This window comes from Liquorilactobacillus vini DSM 20605 (assembly GCF_000255495.1).
GTDB lineage: Bacteria > Bacillota > Bacilli > Lactobacillales > Lactobacillaceae > Liquorilactobacillus > Liquorilactobacillus vini.
In genome coordinates this window covers 1-23,475 of the sequence record NZ_AHYZ01000067.1, presented here as the reverse complement: position 1 = coordinate 23,475, position 23,475 = coordinate 1, and the positions used below count along the sequence as shown (strand labels likewise).

Here is a 23,475-nt window from a genome sequence, read left to right as displayed (position 1 = left end):
CTTACTTGAGCAAAGACCAAATGTTAAGCAAGACGATTGCTAAGTTCATTAAAACGTGAGTCAGCATTGAGGCTTGAATTCGTCCAGTTAAATAATAGATTAAGCACAAGATCGCCCCGATTGCCGTGTAAGTTAAATAGTGACCGTCTGCATGAACAATGCTGAAAAGCAAGCAAGAAATTAAGGCAGCAAGCATAGGGCTGACCATTGTAATCAAGTTGCCAAACAATACCTTGCGAAATATTAGTTCTTCCATAATTGGTGCTGCTAACACAACGTACAATAAATAAATTGGATAGTGTGAAATAATGGTTAACATGGCTGCCGTATTTTGTGAAACTATAGACTGGTGCAGCCAATTGGCTTCGATCCACAAGCAAACTCGCTGAGCAACTAATATGGCTAACAGGCCTCCCAGAACTATCAATAAACTAATTGACCAGGGACGTGGGCTTTTTTCCAGCCAGTTGCGATAGCGGGCTTTTTGATAATTAAAGTACAACAAGATCAAGGTTCCAACAACTGCAGTTAAACTTAACAGTGTATAGAGCATTGAACTAGTTTTAAAAAAAACACTTATCAATGAAAAAAGACTGACAATTACTAAATATCCGATCAGTAGCCAAAGCGAGTTCTTTTTTAAAGTCATGTTAGCAGCTCCTTTATCTCAACTTACTTCTGAACAGTATAGCATAAAATTAGCACTTTCAGTTAGTGAGTGATAAATGCTTGCAATTATTAATTGAAGTGGTTATAGTATTAATTGTGGTTAGCACTTAGGAACATCGAGTGCTAAAAGCATAATTAAATTGGAGGGATACAAAGTGCTTAAACCTTTAGGAGATCGCGTTATTTTAGAAGTTCAGAAAGAAGAAGAAAGGAAAGTCGGCGGTATTGTCTTAGCAAGTAACGCCCAAGAGAAACCACAAACTGGTAAGATTGTTGCTACAGGTGATGGTCGCGTACTTGATAACGGGGAAAAGGTAGCTTTGTCAGTAAAAACTGGTGATACAGTTGTTTTTGACAAGTATGCTGGCACAGAAGTTAAATATGAAGGCAAGGATTATCTGGTAGTTCACGAAAAAGATATTGTTGCTGTCGTAGAATAGAGTTTTAAATACTTGAAAATTTTAAAAATACTTGATGAGGTGAATTTTTAATGGCAAAGGAAATTAAATTTTCTGAAGATGCAAGAACAAAAATGTTAGCTGGAGTTGACAAACTGGCAAATACAGTTAAGTCAACCTTAGGACCTAAAGGGCGGAATGTTGTTTTAGAGCAGTCTTATGGTTCACCAACAATTACTAATGATGGTGTTACGATCGCTAAAGCAATTGATTTAGATAATCATTTTGAAAATATGGGTGCTAAATTGGTTTCAGAAGTTGCTTCTAAGACCAATGATGTAGCCGGCGATGGAACAACAACAGCAACAGTTTTAGCCCAAGCAATTGTTAATGAAGGCATGAAGAATGTGACGGCTGGTGCTAACCCAGTTGGAATTCGTCGAGGAATTGAATTGGCAACTAAAAAAGCTGTTGATGGTTTGCATGCAATGTCTCATAAGGTGGAATCAAAGAGTGATATCGCTCAGATTGCTTCAATTTCTTCTGCTAACGAAGAAGTTGGTAAATTGATTGCTGATGCAATGGAAAAGGTTGGTAATGATGGGGTTATCACTGTTGAAGAATCAAAGGGAATTGATACTTCGCTTGATGTAGTTGAAGGAATGCAATTTGATCGTGGCTACTTATCACAATATATGGTAACTGATAATGATAAGATGGAAGCCGACCTTGAAAATCCATATATTTTAATAACCGATAAAAAGATTTCTAACATTCAAGAAATTTTAAACATGTTACAATCAATCGTTGAACAAGGCCGCCCATTATTGATCATTGCTGATGATGTAACTGGTGAAGCTTTGCCAACTCTTGTTTTAAATAAGATCCGTGGAACATTCAATGTAGTTGCTGTCAAGGCACCTGGCTTCGGTGATCGTCGCAAAGAAATGTTGCAAGATATTGCAACTTTAACGGGCGCAACAGTTATTACTGATGATCTTGGTTTACAATTGAAAGATACTACTCTTGATCAATTGGGTTCAGCCGGTCGGGTAACGATCACTAAAGAAAAGACCACGATTGTTGAAGGCGCGGGCGATAAGGATGCGATTGCTGAACGTGTTCAAACGATCAAAAAACAAATTAGTGAAACAACTTCTGACTTTGATCGTGAAAAATTACAAGAACGCTTAGCTAAATTAGCTGGTGGCGTAGCAGTTGTAAAAGTCGGTGCAGCAACTGAAACTGAATTGAAAGAGCGCAAATATCGAATTGAAGATGCTTTAAATGCAACCAGGGCTGCTGTTCAAGAAGGCTTTGTTCCTGGTGGTGGAACTGCTTTAGTTGACGTAATTGGGGATGTTGCTAGCTTGAAGGAAAGTGGCGATGTTCAAACTGGAATCAATATTGTTAAACGTGCACTTGAAGAACCCGTACGTCAAATTGTTGAAAATGCAGGCCTTGAGGGTTCAGTAATTGTTGAAAAACTTAAAACTCAAAAACAAGGTATTGGTTATAATGCAGCTACCAACCAGTGGGTGGATATGGTTGATGCTGGAATAGTTGATCCAACTAAGGTAACCCGTTCAGCTTTGCAAAATGCTGCTAGTGTTGCTGCTTTATTGTTAACTACAGAAGCAGTAGTTGCTGATAAGCCTGAACCAAAGGCTCCAGATAATGGTCCTGCTGGTGTAAATGGCATGAACGGTGCGATGTAATTAATTAGTTTTATTAAAAAATTATTTTTGAGTGAAGCTGAGGTTAACAGCCTTAGCTTTTTTGTTTTTAATAAAAGGTGCAACTGATTTAAATTTGTGATAGATTGTTTGTTAAGGAAAAAGAAAGATTGAAAAAATCTTGGTTGTTTAGCTTTTTATTACGAACTGAATAGTCAAGGGAGAAGATTGAATGTGGCATTATCTAAAACGTTTGCTGATTGGCAAACCACTTAAAACTACCGATGAAGGTGGTCAAGCTTTAACGAAATTTAAAGCCTTGGCATTATTGTCTTCAGATGCCTTATCTTCAGTAGCTTATGGCACTGAACAAATTTTGACAGTTTTATTTGCTTTGTCAGCAGCGGCTACCTGGTATACTCTACCAGCGGTGGCAATTGTTTTGGTCTTGTTATTTGCAATTACGATGTCTTATCGACAGATCATTCATGCTTATCCGTCTGGTGGTGGCGCTTATGTGGTCGCTACCAAAAATTGGGGAACAGGGACCGGCCTAATTGCCGGTGGTTCATTGTTAGTTGATTATATGCTGACAGTGGCTGTTTCTGTAACTTCAGGAACAGAGGCGATTACTTCGGCGATCCCGTTGTTAAGACCTTATAGTATTGCAATTTCGGTTGTTATTGTTCTGTTTATTATGACTTTGAATCTTCGTGGCATGAAGGATTCGGCTTCTTTTTTGACAATTCCGGTTTATACTTTTGTAATTATTCTGATTGGAATGATTGGCTGGGGTACTTACAATATATTGGCTGGCAAATTAGTTTATCATGCCGCCGCGGCAGTTGGTAGCACGGTTCCTGGGATGACGATGATTTTATTTTTAAAAGCCTTTTCAGCCGGATCGTCTTCTTTAACTGGTGTTGAAGCAATTAGTAATGCGGTTCCTAATTTTAAAAAGCCAAAGCGTAAAAATGCTGCCAATACACTAGCAATTATGGCAGTTTTACTGGGAACATTTTTGACTGGGGTAACTTTTCTCAGCTACTATTTAGGAATTATGCCTAATTCTAATGAAACAGTTTTGTCGCAAATTGGTTCAACAGTTTTTGGTAGAGGAATTTTTTATTACTTGTTGCAGTTAGCAACGGCTTTGATTTTGGCAGTGGCTGCTAATACAGGTTTTTCAGCTTTTCCAATCTTGGCTTATAATTTAGCTAAAGATAAGTTTATGCCTCATATGTATATGGATAAAGGTGATCGCTTAGCTTATTCAAATGGCGTCATCTCGTTAGCTGTTGGAGCAATTGTTTTGATTTTTATTTTCCATGGTAAAACTAATTTATTAATTCCGTTGTATGCGGTAGGTGTTTTTGTGCCATTTACTCTATCACAATCAGGAATGATCATTCACTGGTTCCGCGAGCGCGGTCGAAATTGGATCATTAATGCCTTGATTAATTTGTTGGGAACGGTCATTTCGTTAGCTTTGGTTATCTTTTTATTCTGGTTGCACTTTACTAATGTTTGGCCATATCTAATTATTATGCCTGCTTTGCTGTTTGGTTTTTATAAGATTCATGATCATTACGTAACGGTTGCAGCTCAATTACGTTTAAATAATGAACAGGCTAAACTGCATGATTATAATGGAGCAACTGTGATTGTTTTAGTTAGTTCGGTAACTCATGTCACGACAGGAGCAATTAACTATGCACGTTCGATTGGCGATTATGTGATTGCCATGCACGTTTCTTTTGATACTAATCCTAAAAAAGAACATGAGACGGCTAAGGAGTTTAAAGATTCTTTTCCAGATGTGCGATTTGTTGACTTGCATTCTTCCTATCGTTCGGTAGCCGGGCCGGTTTTACGTTTCTGTGATGTAATTGCCAAGAATTCTCGAGAAAAAAATTATTCAACAACAGTTTTGGTCCCGCAATTTGTTCCGCGGAAACCATGGCAGAATATTTTGCATAACCAAACAAGTCTGCGTTTGCGAGCTGTTTTGAATTCTCGTGAGAATATTATTGTTGCAACCTATAGTTATCATTTAAAAAATAATCCGCTTAGCAGATTTTTGAATGAGTAAAACTTGATTTGTCAACTATGGTATAATGAAGCATAATGAGCTTAAGAGCGGGTTTTCTAATTAAAGCCGGCAAGGGTTCTTCTTTGAGATCTTAAAAGAAAGAGGACGGCATATGTACACTATAATTGCGTCATTAATTGTGGCTGGAGTGCTTTCTCTTGTTTTAACTCCGCTCGTGCGCAGATTGGCTTTTAAAATCGGGGCCGTTGATAATCCTAATGCAAGACGAGTTAATAAAATTCCTATGCCAACAATGGGTGGACTGGCAATTTTTTTATCATTTAACTTTGTAAATTTTTTCTTATTGCGTCAGCAGTATCCAACACAACAATTATGGACTTTATTAGTTGCAGAAATTGTAATTTTAGCAACTGGTATCATTGATGACATTTATGAATTGAGCCCCAGACAGAAATTAATTGGAGAAACTTTGGCCGCTTTGGTTGTTTTTTTCTTGTGCGGCATTAAGATGACAACTTTAACACTACCTTTTTTAGGTAGCATTGAATTAGGGTGGTTAAGTTTACCAGTTACAGTGATTTGGATCTTAGCAATTACGAATGCGGTTAATTTGATTGATGGTCTGGATGGTTTAGCAGCAGGAGTAGCAATAATTGCCCTAGCAACTAGCGGCATAACAGGCTACTTGTTTTTAAATGTTGCTGGAACATATGTATCAATCATGATGTTTACGCTGGTTGCAGCAATTGCAGGCTTTTTACCGTATAATTTCCATCCGGCTAAAATCTATCTTGGTGACACAGGGGCTTTGTTTATTGGCTTTATGATTGCAGTTTTTTCATTGTATGGTTTAAAAAATGCGACCTTTATTACGATCGTCATCCCGGTAATTATTTTGGGTGTTCCAATTACCGATACAGTATATGCAATCTTGCGGCGAATTTTGAATAAAAAGCCGATTTCTCAAGCTGACAAACATCACTTGCATCATCGCCTAATGGAGATTGGCTTAAGCCACACGCAAACAGTATTGGTAATTTATGGAATTGCGCTGATTTTTTCGTTCATTGCCTTGCTCTATCCGTTTTCAAATGTTTTGGGATCAGTCTTATTAACTGTGGCAACACTATTTGGTTTAGAATTATTTGTAGAGTCAATTGGATTAGTTGGTAGTCAGCGGAGACCGTTGATCAACTGGATTGGGCGGTTATTTAAAATTGATCACAATGGGAAAAAATAAGGGAGCTGAGTAATTGTTAATTGCTTAGCTCCTTTATTTATTATCAATTAGTCTGAACAATTGCTACTTTTCAGACTGGTATGGTATTTTTTCAAAGCCATCATCACTAATAGTTAAAGTTAGTCTAGCATTTAACAAATTAATGATAGCTTTTTTTAATTGTTTTGCTTGCGATACGGGCGCCGAAAAACTAAGGGTGATGTTTTCTTTGTAAGTGATCTGGTTGATCTTAATCTGCTGTTGGGCTAAAAAATGCTGCAGGATAGCTAATTGACGGTAATCAATCAATAATTTAAATTGACTGACTTTGACACGCTGACAAATTCCGGCGGCAGTAATTGCTAAACTAGTAGTTGAATTATAAGCACGAATTAATCCTCCTGTTCCTAATTTGATACCGCCAAAATAGCGAACAACTACGGCAACAACATTATGTAATTGTTCCATTTTTAAAACTTCCAAAATTGGAACGCCAGCAGTGCCTGCCGGTTCGCCATTGTCACTTTCACGTTGGATTTGATCTTGTTCGCCAATTAAAAAAGCGTAACAATGATGGCGAGCTTTGGGATGAAGTTGCTTAATTGCTTCAATAAACTTCAAAGCCGCCATTTTTGAAGTTGCTGGACTGACGTAGGCAATAAAAATCGATTTTTTGATAGTCTGTTGAGCCTGAGCTGATTTAGCTAATAATAAAAAAGGTTTTTCCAATTAAAATCACCATCTTTGCGTAGTTATAGTCGTGGAGGAAAAATATGAAAATTTCAGATTTTTATGGTCGCTTGGTAACTGTTCAAGCAACGACTGATTTAACGCTTCCGCAAGTTACTAAGCTGCCAGCAATAAAAACTAATGGTAAGTTACTTTATTGTCAGCGTTGCCAGCAAACTTTTTCTAAAAAACAATTTCATTTACCCAATGGAGTTGATTATTGCCCGTATTGTTTACAATTTGGTCGTTTAACATCACATGATTTATTATACACGCTTCCGGAACCTAATTTATTTCCGATTAACGAACAACCGTTATCTTGGCAAGGTAAACTGTCACCACTGCAGCAAAAATGTGCACAAGTTTTAAAAGAACAAGCTGCTATCAAAAAGGAATTCTTGCTTTGGGCCGTAACGGGAGCAGGTAAAACAGAAATTATGTTTCCAGCAATTAGCGAAGCAATCAAAAAAAAAGAACGTATTTGTATTGCAACGCCTCGAGTTGATGTTTGCAATGAACTCTTTCCCCGTTTGCAGCAAGCCTTTGATCGAACTTCAATTGTTTTATTACATGCCAACAGTCCAATGAAATATCATTATAGCCAGTTAGTAATTTGTACGACGCATCAATTGATCCGATTTTATCATGCCTTTGATTTGTTGATTATTGATGAAGTCGATGCTTTTCCATTTGTTAATAATCAATTGTTGCAAATGGCAGTTGCCAAAGCACGCAAGCGGATCAGTTCATTATTATTGTTAACCGCAACACCAACCAAACAGTTGCTAACCAAGATTAAGCAGCACAAACTGGTTTGTGGTTACTTGCCCTTAAGATTTCATGGACATCTATTGCCTGTTCCACAAATCATGACTTTGCCAAATTGGCGGCGGGACTTACTGCGTTGTCAGATAGATCGCCGGTTATTTAAAATCTTAGAAGATTGGTTTAAAGCTGGTTTACCAGTACTGATTTTTTCACCGGAAATCAGACTATTGGTTGAAATTGAAAAAACAGTCAAAAAATATTTTCCACATCTAGCATTCTCTTCAGTTTATGCTGGTGATGAAAAACGCGAACAAAAGGTCCAAACAATGAGACGAGAAAAATATCAGCTTTTGATCACGACAACTATTTTAGAACGAGGGGTAACTTTTGCCAAATTAAATGTTGTTATCTTGGGTGCTGATGAACAGGTTTTTCATGAGGAATCATTAGTCCAAATTGCTGGAAGAGCAGGGCGCAGTTTAAAACGGCCAACTGGAGATGTTATCTTTGTTTGTTCAATGCTTAACCAAGCAATTAAAAAGGCAGTCAAACAAATCAGATTTTTAAATCAAGAGGGAGAAAAAATAAGCGATGAAAATTTGTCTTTTTTGTCAGCAAAATAGTATTGAAAGTAATTTATTTGAATGGCTGTTTGACTTTGCTAGCCACGAGAAATATCTTTGTCAAACGTGTCGACAACTGTTTGTTCCAATTGATCCACAGACAGCGTGTCCTGGATGCGGACGTAAACAATCAGTTAGGAAACTATGTCGAGACTGTCAATGCTGGATTAAAAATTCTTCACGGCAGCTTTTGAATAATCGAGCACTTTTTTGCTATAATTTGCCAATGAAAAATTTTTTTGAAAGATATAAATTTCGAGGAGACTATCAGCTGAGATTAATTTTTCAAAGGAGAATTCAACAAGCAATTAAGCAACTGGGAAATAAAAGAGTTATAATTCCAGTTCCTGTTTCAGCAACTACTTGGCAACAAAGAGGCTTTAATCAAGTCGAAGGCTTTTTGGAGGGAATTGATTATCTGGCCGCCTTAACAGTTAAACCAGATTTTTCCAAAGATTCACAGTCGCACAAGAAACGTCGTCAGCGTTTGGCTTCACCACAGCCATTTACTTTAAAACCACAGTTGAATCTGCAACAACAAGCTTGTCTGTTGATAGATGATGTGTATACAACAGGAAGAACCCTTTATCATGCTAGTAAAGTATTGCAAAATGCTGGTGTCAGTTCAATTAAATCTCTGACATTAGCAAGATGAATTTAAAGATATTAATTGTTTAATAGAACGCTTTCCTTTATAATAGAAGTAGCATTAAAGCAACCTAATAAAGTTGCCAACAATGCCAGTTGTGAAAGGAGAGGTTTGTTATGTTAAAGTACAGTATCCGTGGAGAAAATATTGAAGTAACTGCAGCCATTCGCACTTATATTCAAAAAAAGTTGAAGAAATTAGAAAAGTATTTTGAAGATACTTCGAGTTCAACTGCCCACGTAAATTTAAAAGTTTATTCAGATAAAACTGCTAAAGTTGAAGTAACTATTCCACTTCCATATTTAGTGTTGCGTGCTGAAGAAACCTCACCTGATATGTATGCGAGTGTTGATTTAGTAACTGATAAACTTGAAAGACAGATCCGCAAATACAAAACAAAAATTAATCGCAAATCTCGCGAAAAAGGATTTAAAGGGCTGGAAACGGCTAATGCTCCTGCTCAAAATGAGGAAAAAGCCGACAAGAAGTTTGATATTGTTCGAACCAAGCGTTTTTCACTTAAACCAATGGATAGCGAAGAAGCAATCTTACAAATGGATATGCTGGGACATGATTTCTTTATCTATGAGGATGCCGAAACTAATGGAATTAATATTGTTTATCGGCGGAATGATGGACGATATGGTTTAATTGAGGCAAATGAAGATTAGGCTGATCTTTAAGTAGAATAGAGAAAAACAAGCGATTATTTTATCGCTTGTTTTTATATTATAGTTTTAAATTGATTTAATAAATGCTAGAATAAAAAATGGTATAATAGATATTCGATTTTTAAGTATTTTAGGTATTAAGGAAGGATTAAAGACATGGCAAATGTCCTAAAAAAATGGGTTGAAAGTGACAAAAGAGAAATAAAGCGGCTCAGCAAAATTGCTGATAAAGTTGAAGCTTTTGCAGATCAGATGTCTGCTTTAAGTGATGAAGAATTAAAAGCTAAAACTCCAGAGCTAAAAAAGCGTTACCAAGCTGGTGCGACACTTGATGATTTGTTGCCGGAAGCTTTTGCGGTGGTACGCGAAGGGGCTAAACGCGTCCTAGGACTTTATCCATTTCGAGTACAAATTTACGGTGGTGTTGTGTTGCACGAAGGCAATATTGCCGAGATGAAAACCGGTGAAGGTAAGACTTTAACAGCAACGATGCCAGTGTATTTAAATGCCTTAACAGGTGATGGAGTACATGTTGTTACAGTTAATGAATATTTAGCACAACGTGATGCAACTGAAATGGGTGAATTGTATAAATGGCTTGGTCTAACAGTTGGGTTGAATGTTTCTAATAAAACACCTGATGAAAAACGGGAAGCGTACAATTGTGATATTACCTACTCAACTAACAGTGAACTAGGATTTGATTATTTGCGTGATAATATGGTTGTTTATCGAGAAGACATGGTACAACGGCCCTTGAATTTTGTAGTTGTTGATGAGGTTGATTCAATTTTGATCGATGAGGCGCGAACGCCATTAATTATTTCCGGTCAAGCAGAACAATCAACCTCCTTATATATTCGAACTGATCGTTTTGCCAAGACGTTAACCGAGAAAAAGGATTACAAGATCGATTGGGAGTCAAAAACCGTTGCTTTGACAGAAGAAGGTATTCGCAAAGCTGAAAAATATTTTGGCCTTGCGAATCTTTATGATCCCGATAATACTTTATTAAATCATCACTTAGACAATGCCCTAAGAGCTAATTTCATTATGTTGCGTGATAAGGATTATGTGGTTTCTGATGGACAAGTACTGATTGTTGATCAATTTACCGGAAGAATCATGGAGGGTCGTCGTTATTCTGATGGTTTGCATCAAGCAATTGAAGCCAAAGAACGGGTTGAGATTCAGCAAGAAACTAAGACAATGGCTAATATTACTTATCAAAATTATTTTCGAATGTACAAAAAGATTGCCGGAATGACTGGAACGGCTAAAACTGAAGATGAAGAATTTCGGGAAATCTATAATATGGAAGTTATTTCAATTCCCACTAATAAACCAATGATTCGTGATGATCGGCCGGATTTGTTGTATCCAACTTTAAAGAGTAAGTTTAAGGCGGTTGTTGATGATATTCGGGCAAGGCATGAAAAAGGACAACCAGTCTTGGTTGGAACGGTGGCAGTTGAAACTTCAGAAAAGTTATCACAAATGTTAGATCATGAGGGTATTCCCCACGCAGTTTTAAATGCAAAAAATCACGCTAAAGAAGCTCAGATCATTATGAATGCTGGACAACGAGGAGCGGTTACGATTGCAACTAATATGGCTGGTCGTGGAACTGATATCAAGCTAGGTCCAGGTGTTCGCGAATTAGGTGGTTTAGCAGTTGTTGGTACGGAACGACATGAGTCACGGCGAATTGATAATCAGTTGCGTGGTCGTTCAGGCCGGCAAGGAGATCCTGGAGTTTCACAGTTTTATTTGTCACTAGAAGATGACTTAATGATCAGATTTGGTTCGGATCGTGTTAAGGCTCTCCTTGAACGGTTTAAAGTAGCGGAAGATGATGCAGTGATTCAAAGCCGGATGATCAGTCGTCAAGTTGAATCAGCTCAAAAAAGAGTTGAAGGCAACAATTATGATACGCGAAAACAGGTTTTACACTATGATGATGTAATGCGAGAACAACGTGAGGTCATCTACTCTGAACGGCAACAAGTAATTATGGAAGATAAGTCTTTGAAAACAATTATTATGCCGATGATAAAAAGAACTGTAACTCATATAGTTGAAATGCATACTCAAGGTGAACGTAAAGACTGGAATTTACAGGCTGTCCTTGATTTTGCGATTGCAGCCATGGTCAATGAAAATAGCATTTCACTGAATGATTTAGTTGGCAAGAAGCCCAATGAAATTATTGATTACTTGATGAACCGAGCAGAAGCCAATTATAAAACTAAGGAAAAACAACTTTATGACCCAGCACAAATGTTAGAGTTCGAGAAAGTTGTTATCTTGCGAGTAGTTGATTCACATTGGACGGATCACATTGATGAAATGGATCAGCTAAGACAATCAATTGGTTTGCGCGGGTATGGACAACTGAATCCACTAGTTGAATATCAAACTGATGGTTATCGAATGTTTGAACAGATGATTGGTGACATTGAATATGATGTTACCAGGATTTTCTTAAAAGCAGAAATTCGTGAGAACATTCGCCGGTAAATAAACTTTAAAAGCCGATTAATTTTGATAATTGACCGGCTTTTATTGCGTCGAGCAGACTAATTATTGATGGATAAAATTTAATTATAATTTATCAAAGGAGTGAGACTTTTGGAATTAAGTGAAGCCAAAAGAATTATCGAAAAAATTGAACAAAAAGTCCAAGACTTTGGGAGGTCTCTTTGACTTAGATGCTTTAAATGAAAAGATTTCTGAAAATGAGTCTAAAATGGCCGATCCCAATTTTTGGAATGATCAAAAGGCAGCGCAACTGGTCATTGATGAAAATAACGCTTTAAAGACCAAGTTTGATAATTTTAAATTATTGAATGATGTAATAGATGACTTAAAAGTTTTAGTTGAAATGCTAAAAGAGGAACCAACTGATCAAGAACTTCAGCATGAATTGGATAGTAAATTAAACAAAGCTCAGCATAAGTTACAAAACTATCAGTTGGAATTGCTTTTAAATGGCAAATATGATGCACATAACGCCCTGCTAGAAATCCATCCCGGAGCAGGCGGCACTGAATCGCAGGACTGGGGTTCAATGCTATTGCGAATGTATGATCGCTGGGCGCAGCAGCATCAATTTAAAATAGAAGTCCTGGACTATCTAGCTGGAGAAGAAGCGGGAATTAAAAGTGTAACCTTGCAAATCAAAGGGAAAAATGCTTATGGTTATTTGCGCAGTGAGAAGGGCGTTCATCGTCTAGTTCGTATTTCACCATTTGATGCGGCTGGTCGACGGCATACCTCATTTGCTTCAGTCAATGTTATGCCGGAACTTGATGATAATGTTGAAGTCGAGTTGCGTCCGGAAGATATTAAAATGGAAGTTTTTCGTTCAAGTGGAGCAGGTGGTCAGCACATTAATAAAACTTCATCGGCAGTCAGGTTAATCCATATTCCAACTGGGATTGTTGTTTCCAGTCAAGCGCAAAGATCCCAATTCCAAAATCGAGCGACCGCTGAAAGTATGTTGCGTTCACGTTTGTATGAATTAAAACTTGAAGAACAAGAAAAGAAAAAAGCTCAAATTCAAGGCAAACAGTTGGAAATTGGTTGGGGTTCACAAATTCGATCCTATGTTTTTCATCCATACTCATTAGTCAAGGATCATCGAACCGGTTATGAGACTGGTAATATTCAAGCGGTTATGGATGGTGATTTGGATGGCTTCATTAATGCTTATTTACAGTATCAGTTAAGTAATCAAAATCCGCAGTAAAAAAGTATTTGAAATTCAATTGTAACTTGATTGCAATTTTCTGGTGCCTTTAATGGATTATAATACATCAGTGTCAAAGTCCGGTAAGGAGGAGTTTAGGTGATCGAATTTACTCATGTTTACAAAAAATATGATAATACAACTGCTGCAGCTGATTTTACTTTGCAGATTAAACAAGGGGAATTTGTTTATGTTGTTGGACCAAGTGGTGCCGGCAAATCAACTTTTATTAAAATGATGTATCACGAAGAAAGACCAACTTCGGGAAAAATTAAAATTAATGAATTTGAACTTGATAAAATTAAAAATCATGAGATTCCTTATTTGCGTCGTGAGTTAGGAGTAGTTTTTCAAGATTTTAAATTACTGCCACGCATGACAGTTTTTGAAAATGTTGCCTATGCTTTACAAGTAATTGGTAAAAAGCCTGCAGAAATAAAAGAAAGAGTTGAACATGTTTTAGCGTTAGTTGGACTGGTGAATAAGGCTGATTCTTTTCCAAGTGAATTGTCTGGTGGTGAGCAGCAACGGATTTCAATTGCAAGAGCAATTGCCAAAAAGCCTGAGATTGTAATTGCTGACGAACCAACAGGGAACCTTGATCCAGGAACAGCAGAAGGTATTATGGATATTTTAGAACGGATCAACCAACAGGGAACCACAATTGTTATGGCTACTCACAACAGTACGATCGTTAACGAAAGAAAACATCGAGTTATAGAAATTGAAAGTGGTAAAATTGTTCGCGATCAACAAGAAGGGGGCTTTTCGGAGCATGAATAGTTTAACGTTCAAACGTCACCTGATCGAAAGCTTTAAGAGTTTGAAACGCAATGGTTGGATGACAGTTGCTGCTTTAAGTGCAGTAGCGGTAACTCTTTTGTTGGTTGGTGTCTTGTTATCAGTCTTAATGAATATCAATAAAATAGCCTCGGATATTGAAAATGATGTTCAAGTTCGAGTTTTGATCAATCGTGGAACAAGCAAAAAGCAAGAAAATACGCTTCGCCAAAATTTAGCAAAACTTGATGAAGTTAAAAGTATTCGTTACTCGAGTAAAAAACAGGAACTTAAAGATGTGATTGGTAGTTATGGTAAAGAATTTAAACTGTTTAGTGGTGATGATAATCCCTTAAACGATGTCTTTGTAGTTAAGGCTAAAAAACCAAAACAGACGGTCAAAGTAGCCAAGCAGGCTGAAAAAATGAAATATGTCTATACTGCTAAGTACGGTGGAGCTTCAGCTAAAAAATTATTTAAAATTGTTGATAATATTCGAACCTGGGGAATTGGAATCAGTTTGTTGTTATTATTTGTGGCTGTTTTCTTGATTTCGAATACTATTCGCATCACCATTTTGTCACGTAAAGATGAAATTGGAATTATGCGGTTGGTTGGGGCAACTAATGGTTTTATTCGCTGGCCATTTATCCTTGAAGGTGCGTGGACAGGATTATTTGGCGCAATTGTTCCAATAATTATTGTTGACTTTGGTTATGTTTGGCTTTATCGAATTTTAAGTGCTTCTTTAGCAAGTACCGGCTATCATTTATTGACGCCGGGGACATTTCTGATTCAAATTGATTTACTGTTGATTTTAATTGGGATAATTATTGGCGCCTTAGGTTCAGGCTTATCAATGAGACGCTTTTTAAAAATTTAACTAATGGTGTTTAAGGGGACTAGAAGAACTATTTTCTTTCTAGTTCTTTTTTATAACATTTTAAGTTAAGGTTTATCCTGAATTTAACGATTATAACCAGCAATCTTTAACGTGCGATCTTTAGTTTAATAATAAGAATCATTTTGTACTATTAATTGAGAATTGCTATACTTGAAGTAAGAATGATTCAAGAAAGGTGTTAAAAATGTTAATAAAAGCTGTGGGAGAGTTTACTTTACAGCCTGTAGTTTGGCTAGCGATCATTGTAGTAATTATTAGCTATTTTAAACGCATAAGAATTGAAAGAAAGCAGTTCCGGATTGCCATCAATAATGACTTTTATGAAGGCCGGCATTTAATCAAAAATGGTATATTATTTGCTTTAATTGGTAGCCTGATGATGATTTCAATTGGTATAATGTTGCCACCAGCATGGATCTTAATTTATCAAATATTGATCATTATTGAATTGCTTTGTTTTGGATTTTTGACAATCGACAGTAGTTGGTTTTACTTTTTGAGTGTTTTAGTGCTTGCTCTAAATGGACTGGGAATCATTAAACCGTTGCGAAAAATTCTGCTAACTTCAACTTGGGATAACTTTTTGAAAAGTGGTACGGCTTTAATGGTTTTAGGTGCAATTCTGCTAGGCTTTAAGCTGCTAATGTTGCGGAGATTTGATCCAATAATGCTCTTACCGGTTATCAAAGCTGGGAAACGAGGCCGGAGGTTAGTTAAGTATTCTTGGCGTGAATTAGCACTGATTCCGCTATTTTGTTTAATTCCAGGTTCACAAGTCCAAGAGGTGGTTCCTGGCTGGCCATATTTAACTCTAGCGGGTCATTCCTTTGCAATTTTTATTTTGCCAGTAATAATTACCAGTGGAATAAGTTTTTCGCGGCAAACAGCTGGTGAAACATTGAAACTTAAAAAATATCAGTTGCGATGGTTGATGATAGGCTTCCTCTTAGCTGCTCTTAGCTGTTATTTTTGGAATGAGCTGGTTCCGATTGCCTGGATAGTTCTTTTAGTAGTAACTTTAAGCATTGCTGGAATACGCTATCGTTTTATGCGCCAGCATAGCAACTGGTATTTTGAAACGCATGACGGCATTCGCATAGTTGCTGTCAAGCCTAAAACTCCAGCAGCTAAAATGAATTTACAGCCGGGAGATGTGATTTTGACTTGTAATGGCTTAAAAGTAAAAAGTGAAAAGGAGTTATATCATGCTTTGCAACAGGAACCAACCTATTGTCGATTAAAAGTTCGAAGTTATGCTGGAAAATTAAAATTGACTCAGGGAGCCATTTTTGCTGGAGCCCCCCATGAGATTGGGATAATTATTTTTCACTGATTTTGGAGGGAACGATCATGAAAAAAATTTTGGTTGTTGATGATGAGATGGCAATTGTGACACTTTTGAAGTATAACTTAAAAAATGCTGGCTATGAGGTGGCAATTGCAATGGACGGACAAAGTGCTTTGAAGCAGGCTTTGACGAATAATTATGATTTTATTCTATTGGATTTAATGTTGCCTAAAATGGACGGATTAGAAGTTACTAAACGTTTGCGACAAGAAAAAATTAAAACTCCGATTATGATTCTAACAGCTAAAGGTGAAGAATATGACAAAGTTATTGGCCTGGAGTTAGGAGCAGACGATTATTTGACTAAACCATTTTCACCACGGGAGGTCCTGGCGCGAATTAAAGCAATTACTCGTCGAACTGAAGATGAGCAGTCAAATGAAGGCGAAAATTGGGAGCAACAAAGGGATATTTATCGATTCCCTGATTTTACAGTTGATTTAACAGATTATTCAGTTGAAAAAAAGGGTGAGAAGGTTAACCTGACGCCTAAGGAATTTGAACTGTTGGCATATTTTGTCAAACGTCCACAACGAGTTTTAAGTCGTGATAAATTATTGAATGGGGTTTGGGGCTATGATTATGTCGGCCAAACAAGAATGGTCGATATGCACGTTAGTCATTTACGTGAAAAGATTGAGCGTGATCCAAAAGATCCACAATATATTCAAACTGTCCGCGGTTTTGGTTACCGTTTTGAAGGTGAAAGCAATCAAAATAATTAAACGCTTTTTTATTTGTTTTTTAACAATTCTTTTGTTATTAATAGCTGGCTCTTCATTAACATTTACTGCCAATGATTTTTCTTTGGCAGCTTTGTTTACTAAAAAAAGTTGGTTTTGGTTAGTCATGAGCAGTTTGTGCTTGAGTTTACTGGCTTTTAGTTGGAGCCGTTTTGAAGAAAAACAGCAGCAACAAGAAATTAGACTTTTAAATAAAAAGTTGCAAAAAATTTTGGCAGGACAAAAAGCTGAGCATCTTTTGTTAGCACCGACCGATCGTTACTATCAATTGGCTCAGTCGATCAATCAAATTCAAAGCTTGCAACGCAATTTGGCTAAAAGTTTTGTGACTCAACAACGCGGCTACTTTTCTTTGATTGAGTATTTAACAATTGGGGTTATGGTCCTGGATCAAGATCAAAAGATTTATTTGAGTAATCACGCAATGAGTGAGTTAATGGAACGAGAAATGAATTTGCCAGGAGAGATTTATGCAAATGAATTGCGCAATTATGATTTAAGTCGCTTAATTGAAAAAACTTATCAAACAAAAAAAGAGCAGCATGCTGAGATTAAACTTGATTTTAACAATAAAATCGTTGATTCACACATTGTTTTTGTACCAGTTAGCCATCATCATTTTCTAGTCATGGTTTTATTGTATGATATTACGGAATTAAAAGAAATTGAACAAATGCAACTGGACTTTGTCAGCAATGTCAGCCATGAATTAAAGACTCCCATTACAGCCATTACTGGATTTAGTGAAACCTTGTTAAATGGTGCAGCTGATGATCCAACAGCGTTAAAAGAATTCTTGAAAATCATTCATCAAGAGAGTCAAAAACTAACTGCTTTAGTCGAAGATATTTTGTCACTTGCTCGAATTAGTGCCAATGCAGAATTGAAAACTGATCAAATTTCTTTATTTCCTTATTTGCAAGAAATTATCCAAACCTTTAAGCCAGAAATAGATAAGAAACAAATTCGGATATTTAATGAAGTTCCGCCTGCATTCAAAATCGTAGTCGATTATAATAAATTTCGTCATGTAGTAAATAACCTTTTGCAAAATGCAATTAAATATAACGATCCAACTGGCTCAGTCTGGTTATCAAGTACGCAGTTTTCTAAAACGTGGGAATTTAAGGTTCGTGATAATGGTTGGGGAATTGCTAACGATCAAAGAGAACGGATTTTTGAACGGTTTTATCGAATCGATACTTCTCGTTCGAAACAAACAGGCGGTACAGGTCTGGGTTTGTCAGTCGTTAAGGAATATGTTGCAGCTATGGGAGGAACAATCAAAGTAACTAGTCAAGTTGGAGTTGGCTCAGAGTTTACGGTGACCTTGCCGTTAATTCAGAAAAGAAAGCAGGACAGCGGTGTTAAGCAAGCATAAACTAGTTTTATTGGTATTATTTTTAATTTTAGGACTGAGTGGCTGTCAAAAACTATCGCAAAGCTCATTAACAGTTGCTGGGTCAACCGCTGCCCAACCAATCATTGAAGCAGCAGCAGCTCAAATGCGTCAGTCTGATCCGCATTTTTATATTAATGTTCAAGGCGGAGGTTCAGGTACGGGGTTAAGTCAAGTTGCGGAAGGTACAATTGATATTGGGACGTCAGATGTTTTTGCTAGTCAAAAATCTAATATTGATCAAAAAAAATTGATTGATTACAAGATTGCGGTAACGGGAATTACTTTAATCATCAATCCCCAGGCTCAGGTACATAATTTGACTAAACAGGAAGTTAAGGCAATTTTTACTGGGAAGCTAACTAATTGGCACCAAGTAGGGGGTAAAAATCTGTCAATTATAATTATTAATCGGGCAGCTGGCAGTGGAACACGATTAAATTTTGAAAAGCTAGCTTTATCAGGGAAATCTAGTCTAATTGCGCAAGAACAATCCTCATCTTTAACTGCGTATCAGACAGTTAAGGATACCCCTGGAGCGATTTCTTATGTAGCTTTTCCAGATGCTAAAGCTGGCGTTATTAAACCTAAAATTGACGGAGTTAGCCCAAATGAACACAATGTTCTAACTAATCGCTGGAAGCTTTGGTCGTATGAACATTTGTACACGCGTAAACGAGTTAATTCACAAACGAAAATTTTTTTAAAATATCTTACTTCGCCTTCAATCAACAAACTGCTTAAAAAATTTGGCTTTATCCCAATCAGTTCCATGCAAGTTGTCCGCAATCAGCAAGGTAAAGTGAATTATCTTAAATGAATAGTTGAGGTGAAGCAAATGGATTCAAGCAAGGAAAATTTATTTAAGCAATCATCAGCTGCTAAACGTGACAAATTTGGAAAATTTGTCACAGCAATTTGTGCAGTAATAATTATAGCTTGCGTTTTAATAATCTTCTTATTTGTAGCTTTTAAGGGAAGTCGGCTTTTTTTTCGTGATCACGTTGAATTCTCTCGATTTTTATTTGGAATTAAGTGGCAAGTTGCAAAGGATGATTATGGTGCTTTACCGTTGTTAACTGGATCAATCTTAGTTTCGCTAGTAAGTTTGCTTTTAGCTGCACCATTAGCGCTGGGAGTTGCTATCATGCTGAGTGAGATTATTTCATCGACATTAGCAAAATGGTTAAAAATGATTTTGGAAATATTAGTTGGAATTCCAGCAGTGGTATATGGTTTGCTGGGGATGCTGCTGGTGGTTCCAATGTTACAAATAATGATTGGTGGAACTGGATATGGTTGGTTGGCTGCCGCAATGGTTTTAGCAATAATGATTTTACCATTCTTAGTCGCATTAAATTTAGACGCTTTGGCTGATGTTCCAGATCGTTTGCGCTGGGCCGCTGCAGCTTTGGGAGCAGATCGGTTTCAAATTTGGCAAACGATTATATTTCCTTTGGCTTGGCCTCGCCTAGGAACAGCATTGATTTTGGCATTTGCACAGTCATTTGGTGAAGCGGTTGCCGTTCAAATGGTGATTGGCAACGCAACTTTATTTCCGACTGGAATTAATTCGCCGGCGGCTACGTTGACCAGTGTGATAACGATTGGATTGGGGGATGCAGTTGATGGAAGTCGAGAAAGTAATGCATTATGGGCGTTAGCTGGATTATTATTAGGTATCTCCTTGTTATTTGATTTAATTGCACATTATTTGATTGGGAGAAGGAAAAATGAAGTTTAATCGAAAATCAACAGAAAGAATTTTTAATTTTTCATTATATTTGGTTTCCTTAATCGTAATTTTACTGACAATTGGTCTATTAACAGTTATATTTTGGCTGGGGTTACCCCAATTAAAATGGAGCTTTTTAACTACAAATAGTAGCTATTCAACTGTTAGCGGCATTGGTATTCAACTATTCAATACATTTTATCTATTACTATTAACTCTCTTGATATCTGTTCCTTTAGCTCTTGGAACAGCAATTTGGTTATATCAATATGCTAAGGAATCATGGCTGACAAATTTTATCCGAATAATGCTTGAGGTTTTAAGCTCACTGCCGGCAATTGTTATTGGGCTAGTTGGCTTTCTATTGTTTGTAGTTAAATTTAATTTAGGATTTTCGCTGTTGTCAGGGAGCTTAACGCTCACAATGTTAAATTTGCCATTATTAACTAGAACGACTGAAGATGCTTTACGAGCAGTTGATCCACGGCAAATAAAAGCTGGTCTAGCGCTAGGGTTGTCTCGTTGGGATTGTGTTCGAAAAATTGTAATTACTAATGCTCGGTCAGCAATTGTAACTGGAATCATTTTAAGTGCAGGGCGAATTGTCGGGGAAACGGCAGCAGTTATTTATACAGTTGGTCAAAGTGCTCCACAGTTAGACTGGACTAATCTTAATCCATTGAACACCGCCAGTCCTCTAAGCCCATTCCGACCAGCTGAAACCTTGGCTGTTCATATTTGGAGAATCAATACGGAAGGGTCAGCTACAAATAGTTTGCAAGTTTCAACTGGGGCAGCTGCCTTGCTGGTATTGCTGATCGTTATTTTTGATCTATTAGTTTATTGTTGGCTATGGTGGCAAAAGTCTGCAAACGTGCAACAGTCAAAGTAGGGAAGATAATTTTATGAAATACATACTTCAAACTCAAAATCTATCGATATTTAATGGCAAATCGATTTTGCAAGATATTTCCTTAGGCTTTCCTAAACATACAATTACAGCAATTATTGGTCCTTCAGGAGCAGGAAAAACAACTTTTTTACTTGCTTTAAATCAAATGAATCCGCCAAATTATCTGATTCAAGGAAAAGTTATTTTTCAAGGAGTTGATTTATATCAGCCGTCCATCGATCGTTATCAACTGCGGATGTTGATGGGAATGCTGTTTTCGACACCAGAAATTTTTCCAATGTCGCTTTACAATAACTTGACTCTAGTTCCTAGCTATAATCGGAAAGTCAGTTATTCTCAATTAATGACTGAAATTGAAAAAGTTCTTCGACAAGTTCATTTATGGAGTCGGTTAAAAAATAAATTATTTAAAAAAAGAGTTAACCTTTCAACTAGTGAACAGCAACTTTTTTGCTTAGCAAGAATTTTGTTGTTGCAACCGCAAGTTTTATTGTTAGATGAGCCAACCGCAAATTTTGATTCACAGGAAACTTTTGAATTTGAACAGGTTTTATTGGAATTAAAAGATCAATTAACAATTATTTTGGTAACGCATAATTTACGACAAGCTGCTCGAATTTCAGATTATACAGCTTTGTTTCAAGCTGGTAAGCTGATTGAAACTGGAAAGACTTCAAATTTATTTACTGCTCCGCAAAAAAGCCAAACTGATAATTATTTATCACAAAGATTTGGCTTCTGATTAGCAGGCCAATTGCGTTTTAAAAGATTAAAGTATAAAATCAAGCTAATAAAAACGCCAAAAATAAAAAAATTCGGTTTTGTCGAAACATACAAAGATATTAGTTTTTGAGGAAGTGAAAGCCATGAGAGAAACATTTGATCATGAATTGGATCAACTACATGTTCGGTTTGCCGAAATGGGAATGCTGGTCAGCGAGGCAATTTTTCGGGCGGTCAAAGCCTTTATTGATCATGATAAAAAATTGGCTAACCAAGTCATTGAACGAGATTTGGCAATCAATCAATGTGAGACTGACTTAGAGAAAATGACGCTTGAGCTGATTGCATTATACCAACCAGTAACTTCTGATTTGCGTGAAGTAATTACAATTTTGAAAGCAAGCTCAGATATTGAAAGGATCGGTGATCATGCAGTTAGTCTTTCTCGGGCGACTATCAAAATGAAGGGGACATACCGAATTGCCGAAATTGAAGTTGAAATTGCCAAGATGGGACATCACGCATATCAAATGTTTGAAGCGGTACTCGATGCTTATGTTAAGCGTAACTTGCAACAAGCACTGGAAATCGCTCAACAAGATTTATTTCTAGATCATGAATTGGCTAAAATTCGGCAGCGATCTGTTGAGATTATGCAAGTTGATCAGCAATCAGTCGTGAGTGGATCATATTATACTTTAGTAGCGACTTATTTAGAAAGGATTGGTGATTACGTGACAAATCTTTGTGAATGGATCGTGTTTTTAAAAAAAGGCGAAATTGTTGAATTGAATCCCGGTAGAAATGATGATCTGCAGGAATAAACAATTTGCCAAATTTAATTGCTAAATGTACAATTTTAATTATAAACTGCTGAAAGGAAGGAAAAATCGTGAAAAATAATGGTAGAAAAATCCGACGGTCAGATCAACGGATGATTGCTGGGGTTTGTGGTGGCTTGGCAGAATATTTTCACATCAAGCCTTGGATAGTTCGAATTATTTTTTTAATTCTTGCAGTGATTCCGCATTTAACTTTTTTAACAATCAGCTGCTATTTAATTTTAATCGTGTTAATTCCACCAAAGAATCGAGGCTTTTGGCAGTTGTGGCGGGATGCAGCCAGACAAAAAGCGTCAACTGAGGACCAGCAGTCTAAGGGAAGAAAGATAATTCACGATGTTCGAGAAAAAAATATAAAAGACTAAATTGGGAGGAATTATTATGTATTTTTGGCAGCGAGTGATTTTGAATGCAGTTGTTTTTATTGCTACTGCGGGCTTTTTCCCCCAATACTTTCATGTTTCAAATATCTGGATCTCACTGATTGCCGCAGTTGTTTTAGGAATTTTAAATATGTTTGTTAAACCGCTTTTGGTTATTTTTTCATTACCAATTACGATCATGAGTTTAGGAATCTTTTACTTCGTGATTAATGGTTTTATGCTGGAACTAACTGCTAAGCTTGTCGGATCAGGATTCCAGTTTTCAAGCTTTGGGGCGGCCTTTTTTGTTGCACTGATTTTAAGCCTAGTTAATTTGGTAATTACCAATCACCTCGGTTTTCACAATTTATAATTGAATTCGAAGTTTTAAGGGGAGGGAATATTTTGACAAGCGCTGTTAGTGTTGAAGAAATGGTAAAAGAAACCGGAATGACGGTTTTTTCAGGTAAAGAGTACTTAAAAAGCAAAATGATCACTACCAGTGATATTTCGCGACCGG

At 36.8% G+C, this 23,475-nt stretch carries 23 protein-coding genes; 21 read left to right on the top strand and 2 right to left on the bottom strand.

Annotation, left to right across the window (positions count from 1 at the left end; all coding sequences use genetic code 11):
* Nucleotide 1: 1 nt before the first annotated feature.
* Nucleotides 2-649, bottom strand: coding sequence for a CPBP family intramembrane glutamic endopeptidase (locus tag ON15_RS04520; RefSeq protein WP_010580291.1), 648 nt, complete (start codon nucleotides 647-649; stop codon nucleotides 2-4).
* 175 nt (nucleotides 650-824) lie between these two features.
* Between ON15_RS04520 and groES the strand changes: the two genes are divergently transcribed.
* The 4 genes from groES to ON15_RS04500 all read left to right on the top strand — a co-directional run bounded on the left by groES (nucleotide 825) and on the right by ON15_RS04500 (nucleotide 6,036).
* Nucleotides 825-1,109, top strand: a complete 285-nt coding sequence (groES, locus tag ON15_RS04515; protein WP_010580290.1) for a co-chaperone GroES — start codon at nucleotides 825-827, stop codon at nucleotides 1,107-1,109.
* A 50-nt stretch (nucleotides 1,110-1,159) separates the two neighbouring features.
* Nucleotides 1,160-2,785, top strand: a complete 1,626-nt coding sequence (gene groL / locus ON15_RS04510) for a chaperonin GroEL (protein WP_010580289.1) — start codon at nucleotides 1,160-1,162, stop codon at nucleotides 2,783-2,785.
* 190 nt (nucleotides 2,786-2,975) lie between these two features.
* Nucleotides 2,976-4,835, top strand: coding sequence for an APC family permease (locus tag ON15_RS04505; RefSeq protein ID WP_010580288.1), 1,860 nt, complete (start codon nucleotides 2,976-2,978; stop codon nucleotides 4,833-4,835).
* A 112-nt stretch (nucleotides 4,836-4,947) separates the two neighbouring features.
* Nucleotides 4,948-6,036: a glycosyltransferase family 4 protein gene (locus ON15_RS04500; protein ID WP_010580287.1), complete on the top strand. Its 1,089-nt coding sequence runs from the start codon at nucleotides 4,948-4,950 to the stop codon at nucleotides 6,034-6,036.
* Nucleotides 6,037-6,099: 63 nt separating this feature from the next.
* On the opposite strand, the gene ON15_RS04495 is transcribed toward ON15_RS04500, so the two are convergent.
* The gene (locus ON15_RS04495; RefSeq protein WP_010580286.1) at nucleotides 6,100-6,744 is read right to left on the bottom strand and encodes a YigZ family protein; all 645 of its coding nucleotides are present in this window, start codon (nucleotides 6,742-6,744) and stop codon (nucleotides 6,100-6,102) included.
* A gap of 44 nt (nucleotides 6,745-6,788) precedes the next feature.
* Between ON15_RS04495 and ON15_RS04490 the strand changes: the two genes are divergently transcribed.
* The 17 genes from ON15_RS04490 to ON15_RS04410 all read left to right on the top strand — a co-directional run bounded on the left by ON15_RS04490 (nucleotide 6,789) and on the right by ON15_RS04410 (nucleotide 23,328).
* Nucleotides 6,789-8,135: a DEAD/DEAH box helicase gene (locus ON15_RS04490; protein ID WP_010580285.1), complete on the top strand. Its 1,347-nt coding sequence runs from the start codon at nucleotides 6,789-6,791 to the stop codon at nucleotides 8,133-8,135.
* Nucleotides 8,104-8,790, top strand: coding sequence for a ComF family protein (locus tag ON15_RS04485; protein ID WP_010580284.1), 687 nt, complete (start codon nucleotides 8,104-8,106; stop codon nucleotides 8,788-8,790). The genes ON15_RS04490 and ON15_RS04485 overlap by 32 nt, the downstream gene beginning before the upstream one ends.
* A 110-nt stretch (nucleotides 8,791-8,900) precedes the next feature.
* Nucleotides 8,901-9,455 carry a ribosome hibernation-promoting factor, HPF/YfiA family gene (gene hpf, locus ON15_RS04480; RefSeq protein WP_010580283.1) on the top strand — a complete coding sequence of 185 codons (555 nt, stop codon included), beginning with the start codon at nucleotides 8,901-8,903 and terminating at the stop codon, nucleotides 9,453-9,455.
* Between the two features lie 156 nt (nucleotides 9,456-9,611).
* On the top strand, nucleotides 9,612-11,975 hold the full coding sequence (gene secA, locus ON15_RS04475) for a preprotein translocase subunit SecA (protein ID WP_010580282.1): 2,364 nt from the start codon (nucleotides 9,612-9,614) through the stop codon (nucleotides 11,973-11,975).
* Between the two features lie 111 nt (nucleotides 11,976-12,086).
* A protein-coding gene (prfB, locus tag ON15_RS04470; protein ID WP_235720428.1) for a peptide chain release factor 2 occupies nucleotides 12,087-13,206 on the top strand; the annotation gives its coding sequence in 2 pieces (ribosomal slippage) (nucleotides 12,087-12,158 and nucleotides 12,160-13,206; 1,119 coding nt in all).
* Between the two features lie 99 nt (nucleotides 13,207-13,305).
* Nucleotides 13,306-13,989, top strand: a complete 684-nt coding sequence (gene ftsE / locus ON15_RS04465; RefSeq protein ID WP_010580280.1) for a cell division ATP-binding protein FtsE — start codon at nucleotides 13,306-13,308, stop codon at nucleotides 13,987-13,989.
* Nucleotides 13,982-14,869 (top strand): permease-like cell division protein FtsX, encoded by an 888-nt coding sequence (gene ftsX, locus ON15_RS04460; RefSeq protein ID WP_010580279.1) that lies wholly within the window; start codon nucleotides 13,982-13,984, stop codon nucleotides 14,867-14,869. Before ftsE ends, ftsX begins: the two co-directional genes overlap by 8 nt.
* A 205-nt stretch (nucleotides 14,870-15,074) precedes the next feature.
* Nucleotides 15,075-16,223: a PDZ domain-containing protein gene (locus tag ON15_RS04455; protein ID WP_010580278.1), complete on the top strand. Its 1,149-nt coding sequence runs from the start codon at nucleotides 15,075-15,077 to the stop codon at nucleotides 16,221-16,223.
* Nucleotides 16,224-16,240: 17 nt separating this feature from the next.
* On the top strand, nucleotides 16,241-16,963 hold the full coding sequence (locus ON15_RS04450; RefSeq protein WP_010580277.1) for a response regulator transcription factor: 723 nt from the start codon (nucleotides 16,241-16,243) through the stop codon (nucleotides 16,961-16,963).
* Nucleotides 16,941-18,362, top strand: coding sequence for a two-component system histidine kinase PnpS (gene pnpS, locus ON15_RS04445; RefSeq protein ID WP_010580276.1), 1,422 nt, complete (start codon nucleotides 16,941-16,943; stop codon nucleotides 18,360-18,362). Before ON15_RS04450 ends, pnpS begins: the two co-directional genes overlap by 23 nt.
* Complete coding sequence (locus ON15_RS04440; RefSeq protein ID WP_010580275.1) at nucleotides 18,346-19,200, top strand: phosphate ABC transporter substrate-binding protein; 855 nt, start codon at nucleotides 18,346-18,348, stop codon at nucleotides 19,198-19,200. The genes pnpS and ON15_RS04440 overlap by 17 nt, the downstream gene beginning before the upstream one ends.
* 18 nt (nucleotides 19,201-19,218) lie before the next feature.
* Entirely contained in the window at nucleotides 19,219-20,124 is a 906-nt protein-coding gene (gene pstC, locus ON15_RS04435; protein WP_010580274.1) for a phosphate ABC transporter permease subunit PstC, read from the top strand.
* Nucleotides 20,114-21,007 carry a phosphate ABC transporter permease PstA gene (pstA, locus tag ON15_RS04430; RefSeq protein WP_010580273.1) on the top strand — a complete coding sequence of 298 codons (894 nt, stop codon included), beginning with the start codon at nucleotides 20,114-20,116 and terminating at the stop codon, nucleotides 21,005-21,007. Before pstC ends, pstA begins: the two co-directional genes overlap by 11 nt.
* Before the next feature lie 13 nt (nucleotides 21,008-21,020).
* Nucleotides 21,021-21,770 carry a phosphate ABC transporter ATP-binding protein gene (locus ON15_RS04425; RefSeq protein ID WP_010580272.1) on the top strand — a complete coding sequence of 250 codons (750 nt, stop codon included), beginning with the start codon at nucleotides 21,021-21,023 and terminating at the stop codon, nucleotides 21,768-21,770.
* 124 nt (nucleotides 21,771-21,894) lie between these two features.
* A complete protein-coding gene (gene phoU, locus ON15_RS04420; RefSeq protein ID WP_010580271.1) occupies nucleotides 21,895-22,575 on the top strand; it encodes a phosphate signaling complex protein PhoU in 681 nt (226 codons plus the stop codon).
* A gap of 68 nt (nucleotides 22,576-22,643) precedes the next feature.
* Complete coding sequence (locus tag ON15_RS04415) at nucleotides 22,644-22,958, top strand: PspC domain-containing protein (protein WP_010580270.1); 315 nt, start codon at nucleotides 22,644-22,646, stop codon at nucleotides 22,956-22,958.
* A gap of 16 nt (nucleotides 22,959-22,974) precedes the next feature.
* Nucleotides 22,975-23,328: a phage holin family protein gene (locus ON15_RS04410; RefSeq protein ID WP_010580269.1), complete on the top strand. Its 354-nt coding sequence runs from the start codon at nucleotides 22,975-22,977 to the stop codon at nucleotides 23,326-23,328.
* Nucleotides 23,329-23,475: the final 147 nt, after the last annotated feature.

What these genes read in the sequence shown, in the direction of transcription:
- ON15_RS04410 (WP_010580269.1), top strand. Translation starts at nt 22,975, where the DNA reads ATGTATTTTTGGCAGCGAGTGATTTTGAATGCAGTTGTTTTTATTGCT.
- phoU (WP_010580271.1), top strand. Translation starts at nt 21,895, where the DNA reads ATGAGAGAAACATTTGATCATGAATTGGATCAACTACATGTTCGGTTT.
- hpf (WP_010580283.1), top strand. Translation starts at nt 8,901, where the DNA reads ATGTTAAAGTACAGTATCCGTGGAGAAAATATTGAAGTAACTGCAGCC.
- pstC (WP_010580274.1), top strand. Translation starts at nt 19,219, where the DNA reads ATGGATTCAAGCAAGGAAAATTTATTTAAGCAATCATCAGCTGCTAAA.
- groL (WP_010580289.1), top strand. Translation starts at nt 1,160, where the DNA reads ATGGCAAAGGAAATTAAATTTTCTGAAGATGCAAGAACAAAAATGTTA.
- secA (WP_010580282.1), top strand. Translation starts at nt 9,612, where the DNA reads ATGGCAAATGTCCTAAAAAAATGGGTTGAAAGTGACAAAAGAGAAATA.
- ON15_RS04505 (WP_010580288.1), top strand. Translation starts at nt 2,976, where the DNA reads ATGTGGCATTATCTAAAACGTTTGCTGATTGGCAAACCACTTAAAACT.
- ON15_RS04490 (WP_010580285.1), top strand. Translation starts at nt 6,789, where the DNA reads ATGAAAATTTCAGATTTTTATGGTCGCTTGGTAACTGTTCAAGCAACG.
- pstA (WP_010580273.1), top strand. Translation starts at nt 20,114, where the DNA reads ATGAAGTTTAATCGAAAATCAACAGAAAGAATTTTTAATTTTTCATTA.
- ON15_RS04425 (WP_010580272.1), top strand. Translation starts at nt 21,021, where the DNA reads ATGAAATACATACTTCAAACTCAAAATCTATCGATATTTAATGGCAAA.
- ON15_RS04500 (WP_010580287.1), top strand. Translation starts at nt 4,948, where the DNA reads ATGTACACTATAATTGCGTCATTAATTGTGGCTGGAGTGCTTTCTCTT.
- ON15_RS04455 (WP_010580278.1), top strand. Translation starts at nt 15,075, where the DNA reads ATGTTAATAAAAGCTGTGGGAGAGTTTACTTTACAGCCTGTAGTTTGG.
- ON15_RS04520 (WP_010580291.1), bottom strand. Translation starts at nt 649, where the DNA reads ATGACTTTAAAAAAGAACTCGCTTTGGCTACTGATCGGATATTTAGTA.
- ON15_RS04485 (WP_010580284.1), top strand. Translation starts at nt 8,104, where the DNA reads ATGAAAATTTGTCTTTTTTGTCAGCAAAATAGTATTGAAAGTAATTTA.
- ftsX (WP_010580279.1), top strand. Translation starts at nt 13,982, where the DNA reads ATGAATAGTTTAACGTTCAAACGTCACCTGATCGAAAGCTTTAAGAGT.
- ON15_RS04450 (WP_010580277.1), top strand. Translation starts at nt 16,241, where the DNA reads ATGAAAAAAATTTTGGTTGTTGATGATGAGATGGCAATTGTGACACTT.